Origin of the sequence: Marilutibacter maris (assembly GCF_003233695.1) — a bacterium.
Taxonomy (GTDB): domain Bacteria; phylum Pseudomonadota; class Gammaproteobacteria; order Xanthomonadales; family Xanthomonadaceae; genus Marilutibacter; species Marilutibacter maris.
Map to the genome: position 1 here is coordinate 3,539,968 of NZ_CP029843.1, position 23,571 is coordinate 3,563,538.

At 70.9% G+C, this 23,571-nt stretch carries 4 protein-coding genes; all 4 read right to left on the minus strand.

Annotated elements, in window-relative coordinates; all coding sequences use genetic code 11:
* Position 1 precedes the first annotated feature (1 nt).
* The 4 genes from C9I47_RS15390 to C9I47_RS15405 all read right to left on the minus strand — a co-directional run bounded on the left by C9I47_RS15390 (position 2) and on the right by C9I47_RS15405 (position 23,480).
* The gene (locus tag C9I47_RS15390) at positions 2–15,982 is read right to left on the minus strand and encodes a non-ribosomal peptide synthase/polyketide synthase (protein WP_111267542.1); all 15,981 of its coding nucleotides are present in this window, start codon (positions 15,980–15,982) and stop codon (positions 2–4) included.
* A complete protein-coding gene (locus C9I47_RS15395) occupies positions 15,975–19,181 on the minus strand; it encodes a non-ribosomal peptide synthetase (RefSeq protein ID WP_190238530.1) in 3,207 nt (1,068 codons plus the stop codon). Before C9I47_RS15395 ends, C9I47_RS15390 begins: the two co-directional genes overlap by 8 nt.
* A 61-nt stretch (positions 19,182–19,242) precedes the next feature.
* Positions 19,243–20,979 carry a cyclic peptide export ABC transporter gene (locus tag C9I47_RS15400; protein ID WP_111267544.1) on the minus strand — a complete coding sequence of 579 codons (1,737 nt, stop codon included), beginning with the start codon at positions 20,977–20,979 and terminating at the stop codon, positions 19,243–19,245.
* On the minus strand, positions 20,976–23,480 hold the full coding sequence (locus tag C9I47_RS15405) for a penicillin acylase family protein (protein ID WP_111267545.1): 2,505 nt from the start codon (positions 23,478–23,480) through the stop codon (positions 20,976–20,978). Before C9I47_RS15405 ends, C9I47_RS15400 begins: the two co-directional genes overlap by 4 nt.
* Between the last annotated feature and the right edge of the window lie 91 nt (positions 23,481–23,571).

Sequence of the window (23,571 nt, forward strand, 5' to 3'; positions counted from 1 at the left end):
CTCACCACTCCATTTCGATTTGCGTTGAGTCCGTTCCAGCACCGGCGAGGTTGTCGCTGCGGATTCGCTGATCGCCCACCAGCCGTGCCAGCGAGCGGATATCGGGACTTTCGAAGAGACGCCGCAGCGGCAGTTCGATCCCGAACTCGCGCTGGACATCGTTGATGACACGCATCGCCAGCAGCGAATGGCCGCCGAGGGCGAAGAAGTCGGCGGTCGCACTGACCCGCTCCAGATCCAGGGCCTGAGCCCAGATGCGTTCGAGCGTGCACTCGATCTCGCCTTCCGGCTCGACCCACGGCAACTCGGCGCCGGCGGCCGGCGGTTCCGGCAGCCGGCGGCGGTCGAGCTTGCCGTTCGCGGTCAGCGGCAGCGCCTCCAGCGACACGTACACCGACGGCTGCATGTACGCCGGCAACCGCGAGGCCGCCAACGCCCGAAGACCGTCCTCCCAGCCATCGCCCGAGACGCCGCTCACCCACGCCACCAGGCGCGCCGCCCCGCCCTCGCCGTACACCCCCACCGCCACGTCGCCCACCTGCGGCCGCAGCACCGACTCGATCTCCCCCGGCTCGATCCGGTATCCGCGCAGCTTCACCTGCGCGTCCACCCGACCCAGGAACTCCAGCGCGCCGTCCGACCGCCAGCGCACCCGGTCGCCGCTGCGGTACATCCGCCCGCCCGCCTCGAACGGGTCCGCCAGGAAACGCTCCGCCGTCCGCGACGCGTCGTTCAGATACCCCCGCGCCACCCCCGCGCCGCCGATGTACAGCTCGCCCGCCACTCCGCGCGGCAACAACTGACCCGACGCCCCCAGCACGTACAGCCGGGTGTTGCTCATCGCCCGCCCGATCGGCAGCGTCCCCTCGCCCGACAGCTGCGCCTCGTCCAGACGCTGCCACGCGCAGCCCACCACCGTCTCGGTCGGACCGTAGTGGTTCACCAGCCGCGCCTGCGGATACTTCGTCTGCAACGCACGCGCCAGCGACGCCGGGAACGCCTCGCCACCAATCACGAACGCATGCGCCCCCTGCCGCGGCACCGCGTCGGCCAGCTGCAGCAGCCCCTGCACGTGCGACGGCGTCAGCCGCAGCAGCCAGGCCCCGGCCTCCTCGTCCAGACGCCGCGCCAGCGCCGGCAACTCCTCGCCCGGCGGCAGCAGCTCCACGCAGCCGCCCTCCAGCAGCGGCACGTACAGCGACGGCACGGTCAGGTCGAATGCGTGCGAGGTCGCCACCAGCGAGCCGTCCAGCGCCTCGTCGTAATAGCCCTCGCGGGCGAACGCGCAATAGTCGCTGAGCCCCGAATGGAACACCTCCACGCCCTTGGGCTCGCCGGTCGAGCCGGAGGTGTACAGCACGTAGGCGATGGCGTCGTCGGCCAGTGCCGTTGTCGGCGGTTGCGACGGGTACTCGCCGAGCCAGTCGGGATCGGTACCGGCGCCGTCCAGGTAGATGGTGTCGACCCCGCCCAGCGAGGCCGGGGCCGAGCCGCTCTCGACCAGGACCACGCCGATGCCGGCGTCGGCGATGATCCGCGCCAGTCGTTCGCCGCCCTGGTGGCCGTCCAGCGGCACGTAGGCGGCGCCGCTGGCGAGTACCGCCAGCAGTGCGACCGGCAGCGCCAGACCGCGTTCCATGCACAGCCCGACCCGGTCGCCCGGGCCCAGGCCCGCGGCCGCCAGCCGATGCGTCAGGCGATTGCTCAGGCGTTCGAGCTCCGCGTAGCTGAGTGTCGTCTCGCCGGCACGCACCGCCGGTGCGTGCGGATGCCGGCGCGCGGCCTGCGCGATCGCCAGCGGCAGCGGCAGCTCGCGCCCCTCGGTTCGATCCGCCCCCTGTCCGAGCGCCAGCACCTCGGCGCGCTCGTGCGCGTCGAGCAGGGCGTACCCGCTCAGCTTCCGGCCCGGGTCGGCGGCGACCTGGGTCAGCAGCGACACCCAGGCATCGGCCATCCGGCGCACCCGCGCCGGCGAGAACAGGCCCGGCGCGGCCAGCCAGTCGAGCAGCAGGCCATCGTCACTCTCCTCGGCGCCGATCTGCAGGTCGAACTTCGCCAGCGCGGCTTCCTGCTCCTGCATGGCGATCTCCAACCCCGGCATCCGCAGATGCACCCGCTCGTTGTTGCGCATGTTGAACAGGATCTGGAACAGCGGCGCATGCAACAGACTGCGCACCGGGTTCAGCTCCTCGACCAGCATGTCGAACGGGACCTCGGCGTTGCCGTAGGCCTCCAGATCGGTGCGGCGCACGCGTGCCAGTGCGGTTTCGAAGTCGGGATCGCCGGACAGGTCGCTGCGCAGCACCAGGGTATTGACGAAGAAGCCGATCATCGGCTCCAGGTCGACGTGACCGCGCCCCGCCACCGGCGTACCGATCGCCAGGTCGGTGCCGGCACCGAAACCGGCCAATAGCGCCGCCAGCGAGGTGTGCAGCAGCATGAACAGACTCGCGTCGTGGCGCGCGGCCAGTTCGCGCAGCGCCTGCAGGGTGGCCATGTCGAGCCGCACGCCGTAGCGCTCGCCGCCCTCGGCCGCCGCGGCCGAACGCGGTGCGTCCAGCGCCAGCGAATGGGTCGGCGGCAGATCCGCCAGCTGTCCGCGCCAGTATTCCAGTTGCTCCCGCAGCGCAGGACCGGCCAGGCGGCGCCGCTGCCAGGCGGCGTAATCCGCGTACTGGACCGGCAGCGGCGGCAGGCGTTCGCCGGCGTAGACCGCCATGCATTCGCGCACCAGCACTGCGTAGGACCACCCGTCGAAGGCGATGTGATGCGCGGTCAGCCACAGCACGTGCTCATCGTCGTCGATTACCGCCAGCCGCCCGCGCAGCATGCGGTCCCGGCCCAGGTCGAACGGCTGCGCCGCCTCCTCGGCGGCGATCGCCAGGCAATGCCCGTCGCGGGTGGCGGGATCCAGCCCGCGCAGATCGTCAATCGCGAACGGCAGCCCGTCGCCCTCGCCGATCCGCTGCACGGGCTCGCCATCGGCCTCGCCGTAGGTCGTGCGCAGCACCTCGTGGCGGGCGACGACCTCGCGCAGCGCCGCATGCAGGCGCTCGACATCGAGGCGTCCGCGCAGACGCAACGCGCCGCTCATCCGGTAGGCGTCGCTGCCCTGCAGACGATCGATGAACCACAGCCGCTGCTGCGAATACGACATCGGCAATCGGCCGTCGCGCGGCACCCGCTCGATCGTCGCCGTGTCGATGGGCTCCGCCGTGGCCGATCCGGCATCCTGCGCATCCAGCCAGGCGGCGACGGCGGCCGGGGTCGCGCCTTCGAACAGCACCCGCACCGGCAGGGTCCGCCCGAGGCGAGCGGCGACCGCGCTGGTCATCCGCATCGCCAACAACGAATGCCCGCCGAGCTCGAAGAAGTTGTCCTCGATACCGACCCGTTCGACACCGAGCAGGTTCTGCCAGATATCGGTCAGCGTGCGCTCGGTCGCGGTCCTCGGCTCGACATGACCGCGGCTGACCTGGGCCTCGCGGCCGCAGTCCGGCAGTCGGCGGCGGTCGATCTTGCCGTTGGCGGTCAGCGGCAGCCGGTCCAGGCGGACGTACGCGGCCGGCAGCATGTGCGCCGGCAGGCGTGCCGCCAGACGATCGTGCCAGCCGGCCGTGTCGTCGTCGGCACTGGCGACGTAGGCGACCAGGCGGCCGGCACCGCCGGCGTCGCGGCCCAGCAGTACCGCCGCCGCCTCGATCCCGGGCACCGCGACCAGTGCGGCCTCGACCTCGCCCAGCTCGATCCGGTGGCCGCGCAGCTTGACCTGATCGTCGTCGCGGCCGAGATACTCCAGACGGCCATCTTCGCGCCAGCGGCCGATATCGCCGCTGCGGTAGAAGCGACCGCCTTCCAGTTCGACGAAACGTTCGGCGGTCAGTTCGGGGCGGCGCCAGTAGCCCCGCGCCAGGGCCGCGCCACCGATGTGGATCTGGCCGCGCACGCCGATCGGCACCGGCGCGCCGAAGGCATCCAGCAGGCGGATCCGCACATTGGCCAACGGCCGACCGATATGCGGCGCGACCGCGGTCCCGATCCGCGCGCAGGTGCTGTCGACCGTGCATTCGGTCGGGCCGTAGACATTCAGCGCCAGCGAATCCAGCGCCGCCAGCGCCTGCCACAACCGCGGCGCGATCGCTTCGCCGCCGATCAGCCATACCCGGGGGCCGCCCACATGGACGTCCGGCAGACCGGAGGCCAGCAGGGTCTCCAGCTGCGCCGGCGTGGTGTCGCAGACATCGATGCGTTCTTCGCGCAGGAACCCGCGCAGCGCATCCGCGTCGCTGCGCACCGCCGCCGGCACCACCACCACGCAGCGGCCCGACAGCCACTGCACGATGCCCTGCAGCGAGGCGTCGAAGGAAACGCCGGCATTGAGGGTGACCCTTGCCGCGGCCGGACAGGCCGGAGCGATCCGCGCCTCCAGCGCCCGCCACAGGTTGATCACGCTGGCATGCTCGACCATCACGCCCTTGGGCTGGCCGGTCGAGCCGGAGGTGTAGATCACGTAGGCCAGGTGCCGCGGGGTCAGCCCGGCGATCTGCGGGTCGTGCTCGTCGGCGTCCGTGTCGGACGCGATCGCCAGCACCGGACAGGCGGTCTGCTCGTCGGCGGCGACCGTGTCCACCAGCAGCGCCGCCGGCGCGCTGTCGGCCAGCATGTAGTCCTGCCGCGCCCGCGGATAGCCCGGATCGATCGGCACGTAGCCGGCACCGCTCTTGAGAATGCCCAGCAGCCCGACCAGCAGTTCCAGCCCGCGTTCGGCCCGGATCGCAACCCGGTCGTCCGGCTTCACCCCCAGCGCCAGCAGCCGGTGCGCGACCCGGTTCGCCGCACGGTTCAACGCGTCGTAGCTCAGGCTGCGCCCTTCGAAGCGCAACGCCTCCGCCTCCGGCGTCCGCCGCACCTGCGCCTCGAACAGCGCCGGCAGGGTCGCCGCCGGCCATGCCGCCGTGTCCTCCGGCATGCTCCAGGCCCGCAACTGCGCCAGCTCCTGTTCCGGCAGCCACGGCAGCCGCGCCACCGCACGGTCCTCCATCGCCACCATCGCCTGCAACAACCTCGGCAGGTAACCGGCCCAGCGTTGGACCGTCGATGCGTCGAACAGGTCGGTCGCGTACTCCAACTCGCCGACCAGGGTGCCGTCGTGTTCGTTCAAGGCCAGCGACAGGTCGAACTGGGTCGTCGTGCGCGCCTGCGGCTGCGGCCGCAGACGCAGCCCCGGCAACGCCAGCTCGCGATCGCCGGGCGTGTTGTTCAGCGCCAGCATCGTCTGGAACACCGGACTGTGGCCCAGGCTGCGCTGCGGACGCACATGCTCGACCACCTGGTCGAACGGCAGTTGCTGGTGCGCGAACGCCCCCAGCGCCTGCGCCTTCACCCGCGCCAGCAGCGTCGCCGCGTCCACCGAAGCGTCCACCGCCACCCGCAGCGCCAGCGTGTTCACGAAGAACCCCGCCAGCCCTTCCAGCTCCGCGCGCGGGCGGTTCGCCACCGGCGTGCCGATCACTACCTCGTCCTGACCGCCCAGCCGCGACAGCAGCGCCGACCAGCCCGCCGTCAAGGCCATGAACAGGGTCGCCCCATGCCGCGACGACCAGCCGCGCAGCGCCTCGACCAGCTCGGGGTCCAGCCGCAGCGGCAGGCTGGCGCCGCGGTAACTCTGCACCGGCGGCCGCCGCCGATCGCCCGGCAGCTCCAGCAGCGACGGCGCCCCGGACAGCGTTTCCTTCCAATAGTCGATCTGCCGCTGCCAGGCCTCGCCGGCCAGCTGGCCGTGCTGCCAGGCGGCGTAGTCGGCGTACTGCAGCGGCAGCGGCGGCAATGGATCGGCCGCGCCCTCGGCGAAGGCGCGGTACAGCGCGCCCAGTTCGCGGATCAGCACGCCGACCGACCAGCCGTCGGAGACGATGTGGTGCTGGGTCAGCAGCAGCACGTGGGTGTGGGTATCGAGGCGCAGCAGGCGGCCGCGCACCAGCGGGCCGGCGGCGAGGTCGAACGCCGCGGCCGCCTCCTCGTCGGCCTGGGCGGCGACGGCCGCCTCGCGGGTGGCGACGGGCAGGGCCGACAGGTCGATCTCGCGCAGGGCGAAGCCGGTATCGGCGGGGTCGATCACCTGTTCGGGCTCGCCGTCGCGGGCAACGAAGCGTGTGCGCAGGCTTTCGTGGCGCACGACCAGGGCATCGAGCGCGGCGCGCAGCACCGCGACATCGAGCTCGCCTTCCAGGCGCAGCGACACCGGCATGTGATAGGCCGCACCGGCGGCGCCATCGAGCTGCGAGAGGAACCACAGCCTGCGCTGGGCCAGCGATGGCGGCAACGGACGCGAACGGTCGGCGATCGCGATCGGCGCCGCCTCGGTGGCCTCGGCCTGATCCAGATATCGTGCCAGCGAGCGCGGCGATGGATGCGAGAAAAGTTCGCGCAGCGGCACTTCGCGACGGAATGCGGCGCGCAGGCGTGCGACCGCTTGGACCGCAGTCAGCGAATGGCCACCGAGGGCGAAGAAGTCGTCGTCGCGAGCGATCGCTTCGACCCCGAGCAGCTCGCTCCAGATCGACGCGATGCCCTGTTCGAACACGCCCTGCGGCTGCTCGCGGGCGGCATCGCCCTGCGGCCGCTCCGGTTCCGGCAGCCGGCGGCGGTCGAGCTTGCCGTTCGCGGTCAGCGGCAGCGCCTCCAGCGATACGTACACCGACGGCTGCATGTACGCCGGCAACCGCGAGGCCGCCAACGCCCGAAGACCGTCCTCCCAGCCATCGCCCGAGACGCCGCTCACCCACGCCACCAGGCGCGCCGTGCCACCCTCGCCGTACACCCCCACCGCCACGTCGCCCACCTGCGGCCGCAGCACCGACTCGATCTCCCCCGGCTCGATCCGGTACCCGCGCAGCTTCACCTGCGCGTCCACCCGACCCAGGAACTCCAGCGCGCCGTCCGACCGCCAGCGCACCCGGTCGCCGCTGCGGTACATCCGCCCGCCCGCCTCGAACGGGTCCGCCAGGAAACGCTCCGCCGTCCGCGACGCGTCGTTCAGATACCCCCGCGCCACCCCCGCGCCGCCGATGTACAGCTCGCCCGCCACTCCGCGCGGCAACAACTGACCCGACGCCCCCAGCACGTACAGCCGGGTGTTGCTCATCGCCCGCCCGATCGGCAGCGTCCCCTCGCCCGACAGCTGCGCCTCGTCCAGACGCTGCCACGCGCAGCCCACCACCGTCTCGGTCGGACCGTAGTGGTTCACCAGCCGCGCCTGCGGATACTTCGTCTGCAACGCACGCGCCAGCGACGCCGGGAACGCCTCGCCACCAATCACGAACGCATGCGCCCCCTGCCGCGGCACCGCGTCGGCCAGCTGCAGCAGCCCCTGCACGTGCGACGGCGTCAGCCGCAGCAGCCAGGCCCCGGCCTCCTCGTCCAGACGCCGCGCCAGCGCCGGCAACTCCTCGCCCGGCGGCAGCAGCTCCACGCAGCCGCCCTCCAGCAGCGGCACGTACAGCGACGGCACGGTCAGGTCGAATGCGTGCGAGGTCGCCACCAGCGAGCCGTCCAGCGCCTCGTCGTAATAGCCCTCGCGGGCGAACGCGCAGTAGTCGCTGAGCCCCGAGTGGAACACCTCCACGCCCTTGGGCTCGCCGGTCGAGCCGGAGGTGTACAGCACGTAGGCGATGGCGTCGTCGGCCAGCGCCGTTGTCGGCGGTTGCGACGGGTACTCGCCGAGCCAGTCCGGGTCGGTGCCGGCGCCGTCCAGGTAGATGGTGTCGACCCCGCCCAGCGAGGCCGGGGCCGAGCCGCTCTCGACCAGGACCACGCCGATGCCGGCGTCGGCGATGATCCGTGCCAGTCGTTCGCCGCCCTGGTGGCCGTCCAGCGGCACGTAGGCGGCGCCGCTGGCGAGCACCGCCAGCAGCGCGATCGGAAGCGCCAGACCGCGTTCCATGCACAGCCCGACCCGGTCGCCCGGGCCCAGGCCCTGCTCGCGCAGGGCGTGGGCGAGGCGGTTCACGTGCGCGGCCAGGGTCGCGTAGTCGGTGCTCTTGCCGGTCGCGGTCTCGCGCAGCGCGATCGCCTGCGGGTGGTGCGCGGCCCGGGCCTGGAACGCATCGGCGATGGTGCCGGCGCGTTCGCGCGGTATCGCCGGGCCGCGGCCCAGCGCCAGCAGTCGCTCGCGTTCCGCGTCGTCGATCAGCGCCAGCGCGTCGATCCGCTGCTGCGGATCGGACAGCATCGCCGCAGCCAGGGCTTCGACAACGCGGGCCAGATGGCGGGCCAGGGCCGGACCGTCGATATCGCCGACGCTCAACGAAGTCAGCCCGAAGCCGACGCCGTAGTCGTCGACCGACACCGTCAACGGATAGTTGTTGCGCGCTTCGCCGCCGCTGACCCGCACGCCCTCGCCCAGCGACAGCGCGTCCCCGCCATCGATCTCGCCTCCATGCTGGCGGTAGTTCAGCAACACGGTGAACAATGGCACGCCCGCCGCGACCGCACTGCAACGCTGGGCCAGGGCCAGCGAGGCGTGTTCGTGGGCGAGCAGCTCGCCCAGGCGCAGGCGGGTTTCGCCGACCGCCTCGGCAACACCGCGCCCCGCCAGATCCAACCGAAGCGGCAAGGTGTTGATGAACATGCCGACGGTGCGACCAGCCTGGGCCAGGCCCTGCAGGCGACCGGTCAGCACGGTGCCGAACACCACGTCGGCACGACCGGCGTGCGCGGACAGCACGTGCGCCCATGCCGCATGGAACAACACCGACGGCGCGGTGCCCGCAGCGGCGGCGGCACGGCGGATCATTGCGGCAACGCCTTCCTCCAGGCGCAATGCCGACTGGCGGATCGCGGCGCCGTCCTGTCGCACGTCGAGTACGCCACCAATCGCGGTGGTCTCGTCGACGCTGCCCAGTCGTTCGCGGAAATAGGCCTCATGCACGCTGTCGTGGACGGCGCCGGTACGTGCGATGAAGTCGCGGTAGGGCGCCGCCGGCGGCAACGCCGCAGCGCCCGCCAGCAGGAGCTCGCGCACCTCGTCCAGGATCACCCCCATCGCCACCGCATCGGAGACGATGTGGTGCCACAGCACGGTCAGGGTCGCGCCATCGCCGTCGGTGTCGGCGCTGCGCCACAGCTGCAACAGCGGCGCGGCGCCCAGGTCCATGCGCACCGGGCCGGGCACGCCTTCGAACACCGGCAGCGGCACCTCGCGCAGCACGACCTGCACGGGCCGCTCCAGCTCCCGCCAGAACAAGGCCGTACGCAGCACGTCGTGGCGCGCGACGACCCGCTTCAGCGCGCCAATGAAGCGTTCCATCCGCGCGGTGCTGTCGAACTCCAGGCCAACCCGTAGCACGTAGGGGTCGGCCGCGTCCACGCCGTGCAGCAGGTAGTGGAACAGGATGCCTTCCTGCAACGGTGCCAGCGGATAGATGTCCTGCACGTTGCCCGCCCCGCCCGGCACCGCCTGGACGATGCGGTCGATCGAAGCCTGGGACAGCGCCACCAGCGGCAGCAACTCGGGGGTGATAGTGGCGGTACCCGGCCCGATCGGGTTCGGCGGTACCGCCTGCGCGGTTCCGCGCGACACCTGCGCGGCCAGGTCGGCAAGCACCGGCGATACGAACAGGGCACGCACCGGCAACTCGATGCCCTCGTCCGCCAGTCGTTCGATCATCGCGATCGCCAGCAGCGAATGCCCGCCCAGTTCGAAGAAGTTGTCGCGACGTCCGACCCGCTCCACTGCGAACAGCCCGGCCCAGACCCGCGCGATCGCCGCCTCGACCGCGCCCACCGGGGGCTCATGGTCGCGGACAGTCAGGTGAGCGGCGCCAGGCGCCGGCAGTGCCGCACGATCGACCTTGCCCGATGGCGTCAGCGGAAACGCCTCCAGCACCACGTAGGCCGAGGGCAGCATGTAGGCGGCAAGCTCGACGGACAGCGCCGCATGGAGGGCCTGCTCCGACGGCTCGGACGCGGCCGCCGCGACCACGTAGGCCACCAGCCGGCGCTCATCGGGCGCGTCCTCGCGCAGCAGCACCAGCGCGTCGGCGACGCCGTCACAGCGGCGCAACGCATGTTCGATCTCGCCGGGCTCGATGCGGAAGCCGCGCAACTTGATCTGGGCGTCGCGGCGGCCGGCATAGGCGATGCTACCGTCGCCGAGCCAACGTCCGAGATCGCCGGTGCGGTACAGGCGCGCGTCATCGCCCCCGTCCGGGTCGGGGACAAAGCGCTCCGCCGTCAGCGCCGGCTGTCCCAGATAGCCGCGCGCGACCTGCACACCGCCGACGTGGATCTCGCCGACCACACCCTGCGGCACCGGTGCGCCGACCGGGTCGAGGATCCATACCCGGGTTCCCGCCGACGGCCGTCCGATCGGCGCCTCGCCTTCGATGCGGGAATCGGCTTCGAGCGCAACCGAGGTCACGTATACCGTGGCTTCGGTCGGCCCATAGGTGTTCAGGACCGCGGCACGCGATGCCGAGGGATGCGCGAACCAGGCATCGAGGGCCTCGCGTTCGAGCTTCTCGCCACCGACCACGACCAGGCGCACCTGTTCCGGCAGGGCGGGACGGCGCGACGCGGCCTGCTGCGCCCAGACATGGAAGAACGCGGTCGGCAGATCGAGGATGGCGATGCGTTCGTCGGCAAGCAATCCGACGAAATGCCTGTCCGGCGAGACCATCCAGGACGGCCGCACGACCACGGTGGCGCCTGACAGCAGCGCCGGGAAGATCTCCTCGATCGACGTGTCGAACGAACATGAGGCGAAATGCAGCACGCGATCGCCGGACTGCAGACGACAGGCCTCCGCATGCGTGCGCACGAACGCGGCGACGCTGGCGTGCTCGACCATCACGCCCTTGGGCTGGCCGGTCGAGCCGGAGGTGTAGATCACGTAGGCCAGGTGCCGCGGGGTCAGCCCGGCGATCTGCGGGTCGTGCTCGTCGGCGTCCGTGTCGGACGCGATCGCCAGCACCGGACAGGCGGTCTGCTCGTCGGCGGCGACCGTGTCCACCAGCAGCGCCGCCGGCGCGCTGTCGGCCAGCATGTAGTCCTGCCGCGCCCGCGGATAGCCCGGATCGATCGGCACGTAGCCGGCACCGCTCTTGAGAATGCCCAGCAGCCCGACCAGCAGTTCCAGCCCGCGTTCGGCCCGGATCGCGACCCGGTCGTCCGGCTTCACCCCCAGCGCCAGCAGCCGGTGCGCGACCCGGTTCGCCGCACGGTTCAACGCGTCGTAGCTCAGGCTGCGCCCTTCGAAGCGCAACGCCTCCGCCTCCGGCGTCCGCCGCACCTGCGCCTCGAACAGCGCCGGCAGGGTCGCCGCCGGCCATGCCGCCGTGTCCTCCGGCATGCTCCAGGCCCGCAACTGCGCCAGCTCCTGTTCCGGCAGCCACGGCAGCCGCGCCACCGCACGGTCCTCCATCGCCACCATCGCCTGCAACAACCTCGGCAGGTAACCGGCCCAGCGTTGGACCGTCGATGCGTCGAACAGATCGGTCGCGTACTCCAACTCGCCGACCAGGGCGCCGTCGTGTTCGTTCAAGGCCAGCGACAGGTCGAACTGGGTCGTCGTGCGCGCCTGCGGCTGCGGCCGCAGACGCAGCCCCGGCAACGCCAGCTCGCGATCGCCGGGCGTGTTGTTCAGCGCCAGCATCGTCTGGAACACCGGACTGTGACCCAGGCTGCGCTGCGGACGCACATGCTCGACCACCTGGTCGAACGGCAGTTGCTGGTGCGCGAACGCCCCCAGCGCCTGCGCCTTCACCCGCGCCAGCAGCGTCGCCGCGTCCACCGAAGCGTCCACCGCCACCCGCAGCGCCAGCGTGTTCACGAAGAACCCCGCCAGCCCTTCCAGCTCCGCGCGCGGGCGGTTCGCCACCGGCGTGCCGATCACCACCTCGTCCTGACCGCCCAGCCGCGACAGCAGCGCCGACCAGCCCGCCGTCAAGGCCATGAACAGGGTCGCCCCATGCCGCGACGACCAGCCGCGCAGCGCCTCGACCAGCTCGGGGTCCAGCCGCAGCGGCAGGCTGGCGCCACGGTAACTCTGCACCGGCGGCCGTGGCCGGTCGCCCGGCAGCTCCAGCAGCGACGGCGCCCCGGACAGCGTTTCCTTCCAATAATCGATCTGCCGCTGCCAGGCCTCGCCGGCCAGCTGGCCGTGCTGCCAGGCGGCGTAGTCGGCGTACTGCAGCGGCAGCGGCGGCAATGGATCGGACGCGCCCTCGGCGAAGGCGCGGTACAGCACGCCCAGCTCGCGGATCAGCACGCCGACCGACCAGCCGTCGGAAACGATGTGGTGCTGGGTCAGCAGCAGCACGTGGGTGTGGGTATCGAGGCGCAGCAGGCGGCCGCGCACCAGCGGGCCGGCGGCGAGGTCGAACGCCGCGGCCGCCTCCTCGTCGGCCTGGGCGGCGACCGCCGCCTCGCGGGTGGCGGCGGGCAGGGCCGACAGGTCGATCTCGCGCAGGGCGAAGCCGGTATCGGCGGGGTCGATCACCTGTTCGGGCTCGCCGTCGCGGGCAACGAAGCGTGTGCGCAGGCTTTCGTGACGCGCGACCAGGGCGTCGAGCGCGGCGCGCAGCATCGCGACATCGAGCTCGCCTTCCAGGCGCAATGCATCTGCCATGTGATACGCATTGCCCGCGGCCTCGTCCAGGCGGACCAGGAACCACAGTCGGCGCTGGGCCAGCGACGGCGGCAACGGACGCGAACGGTCGGCGATCGCGATCGGTGCCGCCTCGGCGGTCTCGGCACGCTGCAGGTATTCGGCCATGCGCGCGACGCTGGGGTGACTGAACACTGCGCTGACCGGCACCTGCCGCTGCAGCTCGGCCGCGACCCGCGCGGCCAGCCGCGCCGCCAGCAGCGAATGCCCGCCCAGCTCGAAGAAGTTGTCGTGGATGCCGACCCGCTCCACCCGCAGGATCGCACCCCAGATCGACGCCAGCGCACGCTCGGTCTCGTCACGCGGCGCCTCGTAGCCGCGCACCGCCAGCGACGACGCATCCGGCTCCGGCAACGCGCGCCGGTCCAGCTTGCCGTTCGCCGTCAGCGGCAACGCCTCCAGCGACACCAGCGCCGACGGCAGCATGTACTCCGGCAGCTGCGACGACAGCGCCTGCCGCCACTCCGACACACCGCCCTCGGCCCCCACCAGATACCCCACCAGACGACGGCCGCCCTCCCCTTCGCACACCGTCACCACCGCCTCGCGGACGCCCGGCAGCCGCTGCAGCGCCGCCTCGATTTCGCCCAGCTCGATGCGGAAACCGCGCAGCTTCACCTGGCCGTCGTTGCGACCGGCGAACTCGATCGTCCCGTCCGCCCGCCAGCGGCCCAGGTCCCCCGTCCGGTAGTAGCGACCCGGACCGCCCAGCGGGTCAGCCACGAACTTCTCCGCGCTCAGCCCCGCCTGGTTCAGATACCCGCGCGCCACCCCCGCGCCGCCGATGTACAGCTCGCCCACCACCCCCACCGGCACCGCACGGCCCTGCCCGTCGACGATCCGGATCGTCGTATTGCCGATCGGCCGCCCGATCGGGATCGAGCGCCCCGCCACATCGGCCAGGTCGATCTCGTGGGTCGCCGCGAACGTCGTCGTCTCGGTCGGGCCATAGCCGTTGATCAACCGGCGCGGGCGCCGCGGCCGCGACAGCAACCGTCCCACCGTGCGCACGTCCAGCGCGTCGCCACCGATCAGCAACTGGTCCAGACGCCCGAACGCCGCCTCCAGCGCATCCACATAGGCGTTGAACAGCCCCACCGTCAGCCACATCGCGGTGACACCGGCTTTCTCCAGCGCCGCCGACAGCGCCGCCGGGTCCAGTACCGTCGGCGGATCGATCACCGCCACCCGCGCGCCATTCAGCAGCGGTGCCCACAGCTCCCAGGTCGAGGCGTCGAAGGCCGGGTTGGCGCAGTGCGCGACCACGTCGTGCTCGCCCAGCGGTGCGAAACCGCCGTTCACCGCCAGCCGCAGCACCGAGCGCTGTTCGACCATCACCCCCTTCGGGGTCCCGGTCGAGCCGGAGGTGTACATCACGTAGGCCAGGTCGCCGGCATCGCCGTCGACCGCGGGGTCGGTGTCCGGGTAGGCGCCCCAGGCCGGCGGCGCCAGCGGCAGCACAGCGTCGAACACCGCGCCGTCGAGTTCGCGGTCGGACAGCACCACCCGGGCGCCGCTGTCGGCGACCAGTTCGGCCAGGCGTCCGGCCGGTTGTTCGGGGTCCAGCGGCACGTAGGCGGCGCCGGCCTTGAGCACGCCAAGCGTGGCGACGACCAGGTCGAGACTGCGGGTCGCGATCAGGGCGACGCGGTGCTCGCGGTCGACGCCGTGCGCGCGCAGGCCGTGGGCGATGCGGTTGGCGCGGGCGTCGAGCTCGGCGTAGCTGAGAGCGGTATCGGCGTCGCACAGCGCGATCGCGTCGCCGCGGCGGGCGGCGCAGGCGGCGAACTCGCGGGCGATGGTGGAATCGGCCGGGTACGGGCGGGCGGTGGCGTTGAAGCCGTGTTCGAGCTGCTCGCGCTCGCTGTCGGGCAGCATCGGCAGCGCGGCGACCGGCTGCGCATCGGCACCGGGCAGGGCCTGCAGCAACCGTTGCAGGTAGCCGGCCCAGCGCTGGATCGTCGATACGTCGAACAGGTCGGTCGCGTATTCGATCGCGCCTACGATCGCACCATCGCGCTCGTTCAACACCAGCGACAGGTCGAACTGGGTCGTCGTGCGCGCCTGCGGCTGCGGCTGCAGACGCAGCCCCGGCAACGACAGCTCGCGATCGCCGGGCGTGTTGTTCAGCGCCAGCATCGTCTGGAACACCGGACTGTGGCCCAGGCTGCGCTGCGGACGCACATGCTCGACCACCTGGTCGAACGGCAGTTGCTGGTGCGCGAACGCCCCCAGTGCCTGCGCCTTCACCCGCGCCAGCAGCGTCGCCGCGTCCACCGACGCGTCCACCGCCACCCGCAGCGCCAGCGTGTTCACGAAGAACCCCGCCAACCCTTCCAGCTCCGCGCGCGGGCGGTTCGCCACCGGCGTGCCGATCACCACCTCGTCCTGACCGCCCAGCCGCGACAGCAGCGCCGACCAGCCCGCCGTCAAGGCCATGAACAGGGTCGCCCCATGCCGCGACGACCAGCCGCGCAGCGCCTCGACCAGCTCGGGGTCCAGCCGCAGCGGCAGGCTCGCGCCACGGTAACTCTGCACCGGCGGCCGTGGCCGGTCGCCCGGCAGCTCCAGCAGCGACGGCGCCCCGGACAGCGTTTCCTTCCAATAATCGATCTGCCGCTGCCAGGCCTCGCCGGCCAGCTGGCTGTGCTGCCAGGCGGCGTAGTCGGCGTACTGCAGCGGCAGCGGCGGCAATGGATCGGCCGCGCCCTCGGCGAAGGCGCGGTACAGCGCGCCCAGTTCGCGGATCAGCACGCCGACCGACCAGCCGTCGGAGACGATGTGGTGCTGGGTCAGCAGCAGCACGTGGGTGTGGGTATCGAGGCGCAGCAGGCGGCCGCGCACCAGCGGGCCGGCGGCGAGGTCGAACGCCGCGGCCGCCTCCTCGTCGGCCTGGGCGGCGACCGCCGCCTCGCGGGTGGCGGCGGGCAGGGCCGACAGGTCGATCTCGCGCAGGGCGAAGCCGGTATCGGCGGGGTCGATCACCTGTTCGGGCTCGCCGTCGCGGGCAACGAAGCGTGTGCGCAGGCTTTCGTGGCGCACGACCAGGGCGTCGAGCGCGGCGCGCAGCACCGCGACATCGAGCTCGCCTTCCAGGCGCAATGCATCGGGCATGTGGTAGGCCGCCGACGCGGTGCCATCGAGCTGGCACAGGAACCATAGCCGGCGCTGGGCCAGCGAAAGCGGCAGGACCGCATCGCGTGGCATCACCGCGATCGCGTCGCCGTCCGACTCGCGTGCCTGCATTGCGCGGCGTGCGCGGTTGAGCAGGATCGCCTGCACCAGACGCTGGCGCTGCTCGGCGGACTCAGTCATCGATCGCTTCCTTGCTCAGTAGTTCCATCAGTTCGTCATCGCTGAGCCCTTCCAGCTCGTCCAGCATGGCCTGCATGTCCTGCGTGGCCAGTACCGCCGCCTGTGCCGCGGCGATCTGAGCGGCCACATGCCGCAACACCGGCGCCTCGAACAGCTTCGCCAGCGGCACCTCGACGCCGAACGCGGTGCGCAGGCGCGGGGTCAGTTGCATCGCCAGCAGCGAGTGGCCGCCAAGGTCGAAGAAGTCGTCGTCGCGACCGACCCGGGCCACCCCGAGCAGTTCGCCCCAGATCTCCGCCATCCGCCGCTCGATCTCTCCATCGGGCGCGCTGTAGGCGCGGTCGCTGGAGAACTGCGGTGCGGGCAGCGCGGCGCGGTCGAGCTTGCCGTTCGGGGTCAACGGCAACCGGTCCAGCAACACGAACGCGGCCGGCACCATGTGCGCCGGCAGACTTGCGGTCAGGGCGTCGCGCAGCGCCTGTGGGGTCGCGCCCGCAGGCGCCACCGGCACGACATAGGCAACCAGGCGCCGGCTCTCGGTCGCATCCCCCCAGGCGACCACGACGGCGGACTGCACGGCCTCGATCCGCAGCAGCGCCGCCTCGATCTCTCCCGGCTCGATACGGAAGCCGCGGATCTTGACCTGGTGGTCGCTGCGACCGAGGTAGACGATGTCGCCGTCGGCGGTCCAGCGCCCCAGGTCGCCGGTGCGGTACCAGCGACCGCCCTCGACGAAGGGATCGGCGCCGAAGCGCTCGGCGGTCAGCTCGGGGCGACCGAGATAACCGCGGGCGACGCCCGCGCCGCCGATGCAGATCTCGCCACCGACGCCGATAGGCAAGGGCTGTCCGGCGCGGTCGACGATGTAGATCCGGGTATTGTCGATCGGACGGCCGATATGGGCCGCAAACGCCTCGCCGCGACGGATCCGCACACCGGTGGAGTACGTGGTGGTCTCGGTCGGCCCGTACAGATTGTGCACGCTCTGCGCCTGGGTGTTGGCGAAGATGCGCTCGACCAGCTCGGCACGCAGTGGCTCGCCGGCGACGTTGATCCGCCGTACCGACGCCGGCACCGCCTGCGCTTGCAGCAACGCCGACATCCCCGATGGCACCGTGTTGATCAGGCCGACCGGCCCGCATGGCGGCTCAAGCACGTCACGGACGATCTCCAGCGTGCCGCCCGCGGCCAGGGTGGCGAAGATCTCGTAGACCGCCAGGTCGAAGCTGATCGAGGTCGCGAACAGGGTCTGCGCGAACGCATCGGGTCCGCCATCGCGCAGGGCCCAGGCGATGAAGTTGCAGGCGTTCGCGTGCTCGATCATCACCCCCTTCGGCGTACCGGTCGAACCGGAGGTATAGATCACATAGGCCAACGCATCCTGCGGCAGCCGCGGCACAGGCAGCGCCGATTCTCCTTCCAGTGACGCATCGTCGATGTCCAGCGTCGCCAGATCGGCGGGAATTTCCGCGGCCAGTGCCGCGGTGGCGATGCGGACCCGGGCACCGCAGTCGTCCAGGATCGAGACCACCCGTTCCCGTGGGTAGGCCGGGTCCATCGGTACGTAGGCGGCCCCCGCCTTCAACGCACCCAGCACCGCCGCGACCAGTCCCGGTCCGCGAGACAGGTGGATCGCGACGCGGTCCTGGGGCTGAACGCCCAGGCGCTGCAACCGGGCCGCGACCGCGTCGGAGCGACGCTCCAGCTCGGCATAGCTCAGGGTCTGCGCGCCATGACGCAGGGCGATCGCCTGCGGCACCGCGCGGGCGCTGCGCTGGAACCAGCCGTGCAGGGTTTCCGGTCCGCGATGTTCGACCCGGGTCGCGTTGAACTCTTCCAACACTCGTGCGCGCTCTTCCTCGCCCAGCAGCGGCAGGGTCCGCACCAGCGCATCGGGCTCGGTCAGCATCGCCCGCAGCACGGTCTCGAAGTTGACCGCCATGCGTGCGACCGCGCCTGCATCGACACGGGCCGGGTCGTGGATGAAATCGCAACGCAGGCCCTGCTCGAATTCGATCGCATGTACCGCCAGCGCCATCCTGTCCAGCGCGACCCGTTGCTGGATCGGGAACGCGCTGAGCGCGGTGTCGCCCCAGCGGGCGATCGCCTCGCCCTCGCGCAGGGGGTTCCACAATTCGGCCAGCGGCCCCGACTCGCGAGCGTTCTGGAACACCAGGCTGGCATCGAAGGGCGTACCGCCCAGTTCGAGACGGCGGATCAACGTCGAGATCGGATAGTCCTGATGACGCACGCCGCCACGCAGCGCCCGCCGCGCGCCTTCGACCACGTCGATCACGCGGGCGTCGTCATCGAACTCGGCACGCAGCGCGACCATGTTGACGAAGTCCCCGACCACGCCGCGCCAGGCCGCCCGACCACGGCAAGGCATCGGCGCACCCACCGCGACCGCACGATGCCCGCTGTAGCGGTGCAGCAGGATCTGCAGTGCCGCCAGCAGCACGCTGAACACGCTGCCGCCATGATCGGCGACGAAGCCGCGCAGGCGTTCGCCCAGCGCGGGGTCCAGCAGCAGGGTATGCGCCTGCTGTCCGCCACTGGCGCCCGCGTCGGCGGCGGGCAGTTCCAGGAGCTGGGGCGAGGGTTCCAGCACACCGCGCCAGTAGTCGAGTTGACGTTCGCCGGCGGCGCTATGCAGCCATTGCTCCTGCCAGCGCACGTACTCGCCGTAGTCATGCCCCGTTTCGGATGGCGGGGGCGTACCCGCGCCGTCGGCGCCCAGCGCGGCCGACAGCTCGTCGAGCATCCGCCAGTACGACCAGCCATCGCAGATGAGGTGGTCCAGCGCCAGCAGCAGGACCGCGCCGCCGTCGCCACGGCGGTACAGGCGGGCGCGCAGAAGGGGCCGGTCGTCATCGAACGCGCGCCAGGCATCGTCGCTGATCCGTCGGCGCAGCGCGTCCAGGTCCAGCCCGCGCGCATCGACCGTCTCCAGGACGCCCGGCCAGGGCGCGGTCACGGTCTGCTCGATACGGCCCTCGTCATCCTGGCGCAGGCGCGCGCGCAGCATCGGGTGACGCGCGACCAGCGCATCGATCGCCTCCGCCAGCCTGCCGGCGATCGCGTCGCCATCCAGCGCGGCGACGAACACGTTGTTGTGATCGCCGCGCGCAGCCGGGTTCAACCGGTACTGGAACCAGCGTGCCTGCTGACCCTGCGAAAGAGAAAACCACTGAGACATCCTTATCTCCGTTTCATTCCGGTTTCTTGGCCTGCCCCGGTTCAGGCCGATGCGGACGGACTCATGGGGCGTCCGTCGCGGCGGCGACGGGATCCGGAGATGCCACCATGGCTTCCGGCAACGAAAGCATGGTCTGCGTACCGGCACCGCTGCTGACCATGCCATCGGCCATCACCACGACCCGGTCGGCGGCGGCGAAGTAGCGATCGTCGTGCGAGATCGCCACCACCGCCTTCCCGCGGGCCTTCAGTGCAGGCAGGATCTCGCCATAGAACACCGCCTTGAAGGTCGGGTCCTGGTCCGCCGCCCACTCGTCGAACACGTACAGCAGCGCGTCCTCCAGGAACGCGACCAGCAGCGCCAGGCGCCGGCGTTGTCCGTCGGAAAGCGACAGCGTGCTGAAGCGCCCGTCGGCGAAGCTGACCTTGCCGGACAGGCCCAGCAACTGCAGATAGCGTTCGATCTCGGGCCGGGCGGCCTGCTCATCGATGCCCAGCGGACGATCGAACAGGTAGTAGTCCGAGTAGATCGCGGCGATGCCGCTGCGGAACCCGCTGACGGTACCGGCATCGACCTCGACGTCGTCGAACAGCACGCGCCCGGACGCCGCGCGGTAGTGCAGGGTCAGCAGCTTGGCCAGGGTCGACTTGCCCGAGCCATTGCCGCCGACGATGAAGACGATCTCGCCCCGCGCGATCTCCAGGTCGATCGGGCCGATGTGGAAGCCGCTTTCCTCACCGCGCCCGGGATAGCGGTAAGCGACCTGCTGCAGACGCAGGCGCTGCCACTCGCGGCGGGGTGCGCCGTCGTCGGCCACATCCTCGTGGGCGAGTTGTCCGAACAGCTCGTCGACCTTGCGCTGGGCGACCCGGGCCATGCTCAACTGGGGAACGAAGTTGAGCAGTGCGGCGACCGGAGCGGTCACGTACAGCAGGGCCATGATCACGCCAGCCAGCACTCCGGTTCCGATCGCGTGATAGTTGACGAACACGAAGGCGATCGCGCCGATCACGAACAGCACGATCAGGTTGCCGTAGTTCTGCGCCACCGACATCACGCTCATGCCGGTCTTGGCCGTCTCCCGCACCAGCCGTTCGTTCAGTGCGAGTACGTTCTCGGCGTAATCCCGGCGCTTGTCGGAGCTGAGCTTGAGCTCCTTGGCGCCGTGGACCAGGCCACGGATGCCCTCGTGCAGGTGGTCCAGGTGGCCACGGGCGCGGATGAGATAGCGGCGCGCGATCATCATCGGTAGCTGGTAGGTCAGCACCCCCAATGCGATGCAGCCGAGCACGAACCAGAACACGCTGGGACTGAGGAACAGCAGGAAGCCGAGCACGCCGGCCAATGTCACCGCGTTGGTCAACAGGTCCGGCAGCAGGCGTGCGCCGGCAACGATGACCGGCACGTCGGCGGTAATCGATGCCACCAGCCTGGCAAGGCCCACCCGCTCCAGCTCGGCGATCGGCGCCTGCGAGATGCGCCTGTACATGCGGTCGCGCAGGTCCGTGGTCACATCCAGTGCGACCCGCGACAGGATTACCTGGGACGCCGTGCGCGCGAGCAGGATGAACACGCAGTTGGCGACGAACAGGAGCGCGAAGCGGTAGTGCGATACCTGCCAGCCGAACAGGCTGATGGTCTCCGGCTCGGTGGTCGCGAACGCGGCGGGGCCCTGATCGAGCACGTTCATCACCAGTGGGATCACCATGGTGTAGGCCATGCCGGCCAGGGTGCCCAGCAGCATCGCGATGAACACCTTGTTCGGGGCGCGTTGCGAGAACGAGGACAGGATGCTCATCGCTTTTCGGCCCCGTCGTCGGCCGCCCCCGCGGGCACGAGCTGGAGCGTCCTGCGATCGTCGCCGGCACCGGCCATCGGCAGGTAGCGCACGTCGCGAAAGGCCTCGATCATGTCGTCGTAGTGCGGACTCATCACGTTGGAGGACTGCCCGGTCGAATTCATCTGCAGGTGAGTGATCGAACCGGGCGACAGCTCGAACACCTGGCGGAATCCGGCGCCGAACGTCTGCTCATAGCTGCCGTACTCGCCGAGGGCGTAGTCGGCCACGTCGAGGGTGTCGGGCGAGCCGCCGCTGGAGATCCGCCGTTCGAACCAGACCTTGGCTACGTTGACGTTGCTGAAGGGAACGTGGCGATACACGGTCTCGTGGACATCGCCCCAGGCCCAGCCATCGCGGCTGTCGCCGGCCATCTTGCGCAGTTCGCGCAGGGCATCGTCGAGCGCCGCGTTGGCGACCTCGGCGCAGGGTACCGGCCGGCCACCCTCGCGATCGCGGCACCACTGCCCGGACCGTCCGGACAGCATCGCGGCGACGGTGTCCGGAGCGATGCCATCGATCATCCCCTGCAACACCCGGGTCTGGCGCGAGCGGTTCCAGTAGCCCTGGAACGCGGAACCCACCAGATGGCGCTTGAGCTGGCGCAACCAGGCGTTGAACAGGGTCGCCGCATGGCTGTCGCGGTTCATGCGCCCGTCCCACTCGCGCAGGGACTCATGGGCGGCCCGCTGCGCATCGTTGCCGGGCGGATACGCCATCAACACCTTGAGCAGCCGCAGTGCAGCGGCGCTGTGCTGATCGGCCTGCATGCGCTGCATCAACGCGAGGTCCACCGGCTCGCCGGCGGCGACGGCATCGCCGATCATCTGTCCGATCCGCTGGACCCGGGTCGGCGGTGCCCAGTCATTGGAGATCAGCCGGCCATAGCCGGGCGGCGTCGGATCGTTGTTGGCCGATGCGACGAATCCCGACGGCGGGTCGTAGAACCGCGGCATCTCCTCGTGCGGTACGCTGCCGTTCCACGCGTATTCGTCGCTCCATCCGGGCACCGGCGCGCCGCCATCGCCCGCCGCACGCACAGGAATGCGACCGGCGGCCAGGTGACCGACATGGCCTCCCCGATCCGCGTAGAGCATGTTCAACGCCGGTGCGACAAGGTGCCCGAGCGCTTCGTCGAACTCGCTCCAGTCGCGCGCGTAGCCGAGCCGGTAGAACGCCTCGTAGGAGGTGTCGTCCCGATCCAGCGCGGTCCAGCGCAGTGAGGCCGGCTGGTCGAACACCTGGAACATGTCGTTGATGACCGGGCCATGCCGGGTCGCGCGCACGCTGATACGCAACGGCTTGATCGGCGCATGCAGAAATGCCGGAAAGCTCTCGCGTACCCGGATCAGCTCCTCTCGCTGCAGGAACGGCACCCATTCGCCATCGGCAAGGTAGCGCGACGCGTCGTCGGGCTTGACCTGCTCCAGGTATATGTCCTGGCTGTCGGCCATCAGGTTGGTGCCACCCCAGGCGATGCGGGCGTTGCGGCCGAACACCACCAGGGGAAGACCGACCAGGGTCGCACCGGAGACGTCGATACGATCGCCCTTGAGCGCGGCCATGTACCACAGCGACGGCATCTGCAGGCCCAGGTGCGGGTCGTTGGCGAGCAGCGTCGATTCGCCGCCGGTCAGCTTCGAGGACACCGCCCAGGCATTGCTGCCGACGAAACGCCCGCCCAGCCCGGTGCGTTGCTCCAACCGGGCGAGAAACTCGGCCATGCGCGCATAGCCTTCCAGCGCGACAGGATCGGGCGTCGGGGCAGGCGCCGTCCCCTCCTCTTGCGCCTCATCCTGCGTCGCGCCGCCGGAAACGGAGGTCGGCGCCGGGGGGAACAACGTATGCAGCCGGGCCGGATCGAGCAGCTGCGCCGCCAGCATGCGGTCGATCTCGCGACGGTAGTTGCCGCCCAGGTCGAGTGCGAACACCTTCGACCAGGCCAGCGAGTCGTAGACGGTCCAGCGTTCCGGCCGCACCCCCAGCGCGACGAACTCGACCGGCAGCACCGGGTCGCTGTCGAGCCATGCATTGACGCCGTCGGCATAGGCTTGCAGCGATGCGCGCGCTTCCGGACTCAGCGCATCCCAGGCATCGTTCGCGGAGCGCGCCAGTCCGAGCGTGCGGAACCAGATGTCCTGCTGCACCGCGTCCTTGCCGAGCACTTCGCTCAACCGCCCCTGCGCCATCCGCCGCTGCAACTCCAGCTGCCACATGCGGTCCTGGGCATGCAGATAACCGATGGCGAAATAGGCGTCGCGATCGCTGCCCGCGACCACCCTGGGCACGCCATGGCCGTCGCGCTCGACGCTGACCGCGCCGTGCAGACCTTCGACTTCGAGACTGCCCTGATCCTGGGGAAGGCTTCCGCGCAAATGCCACCAGCCGGCGGAAATGGCGATCGCAACGGGAACTACGACGAAACCCAGAATACGCGCAAGCAATGGCTGTCTTCGAAGCATCGAACATCCTGTTCTATGCAGGGCTGGAAACAGGAAACCGGCGACACCCGCGACCGGATCTTCCGGTATCGCGCAAGCCGTTGGTTTCCAG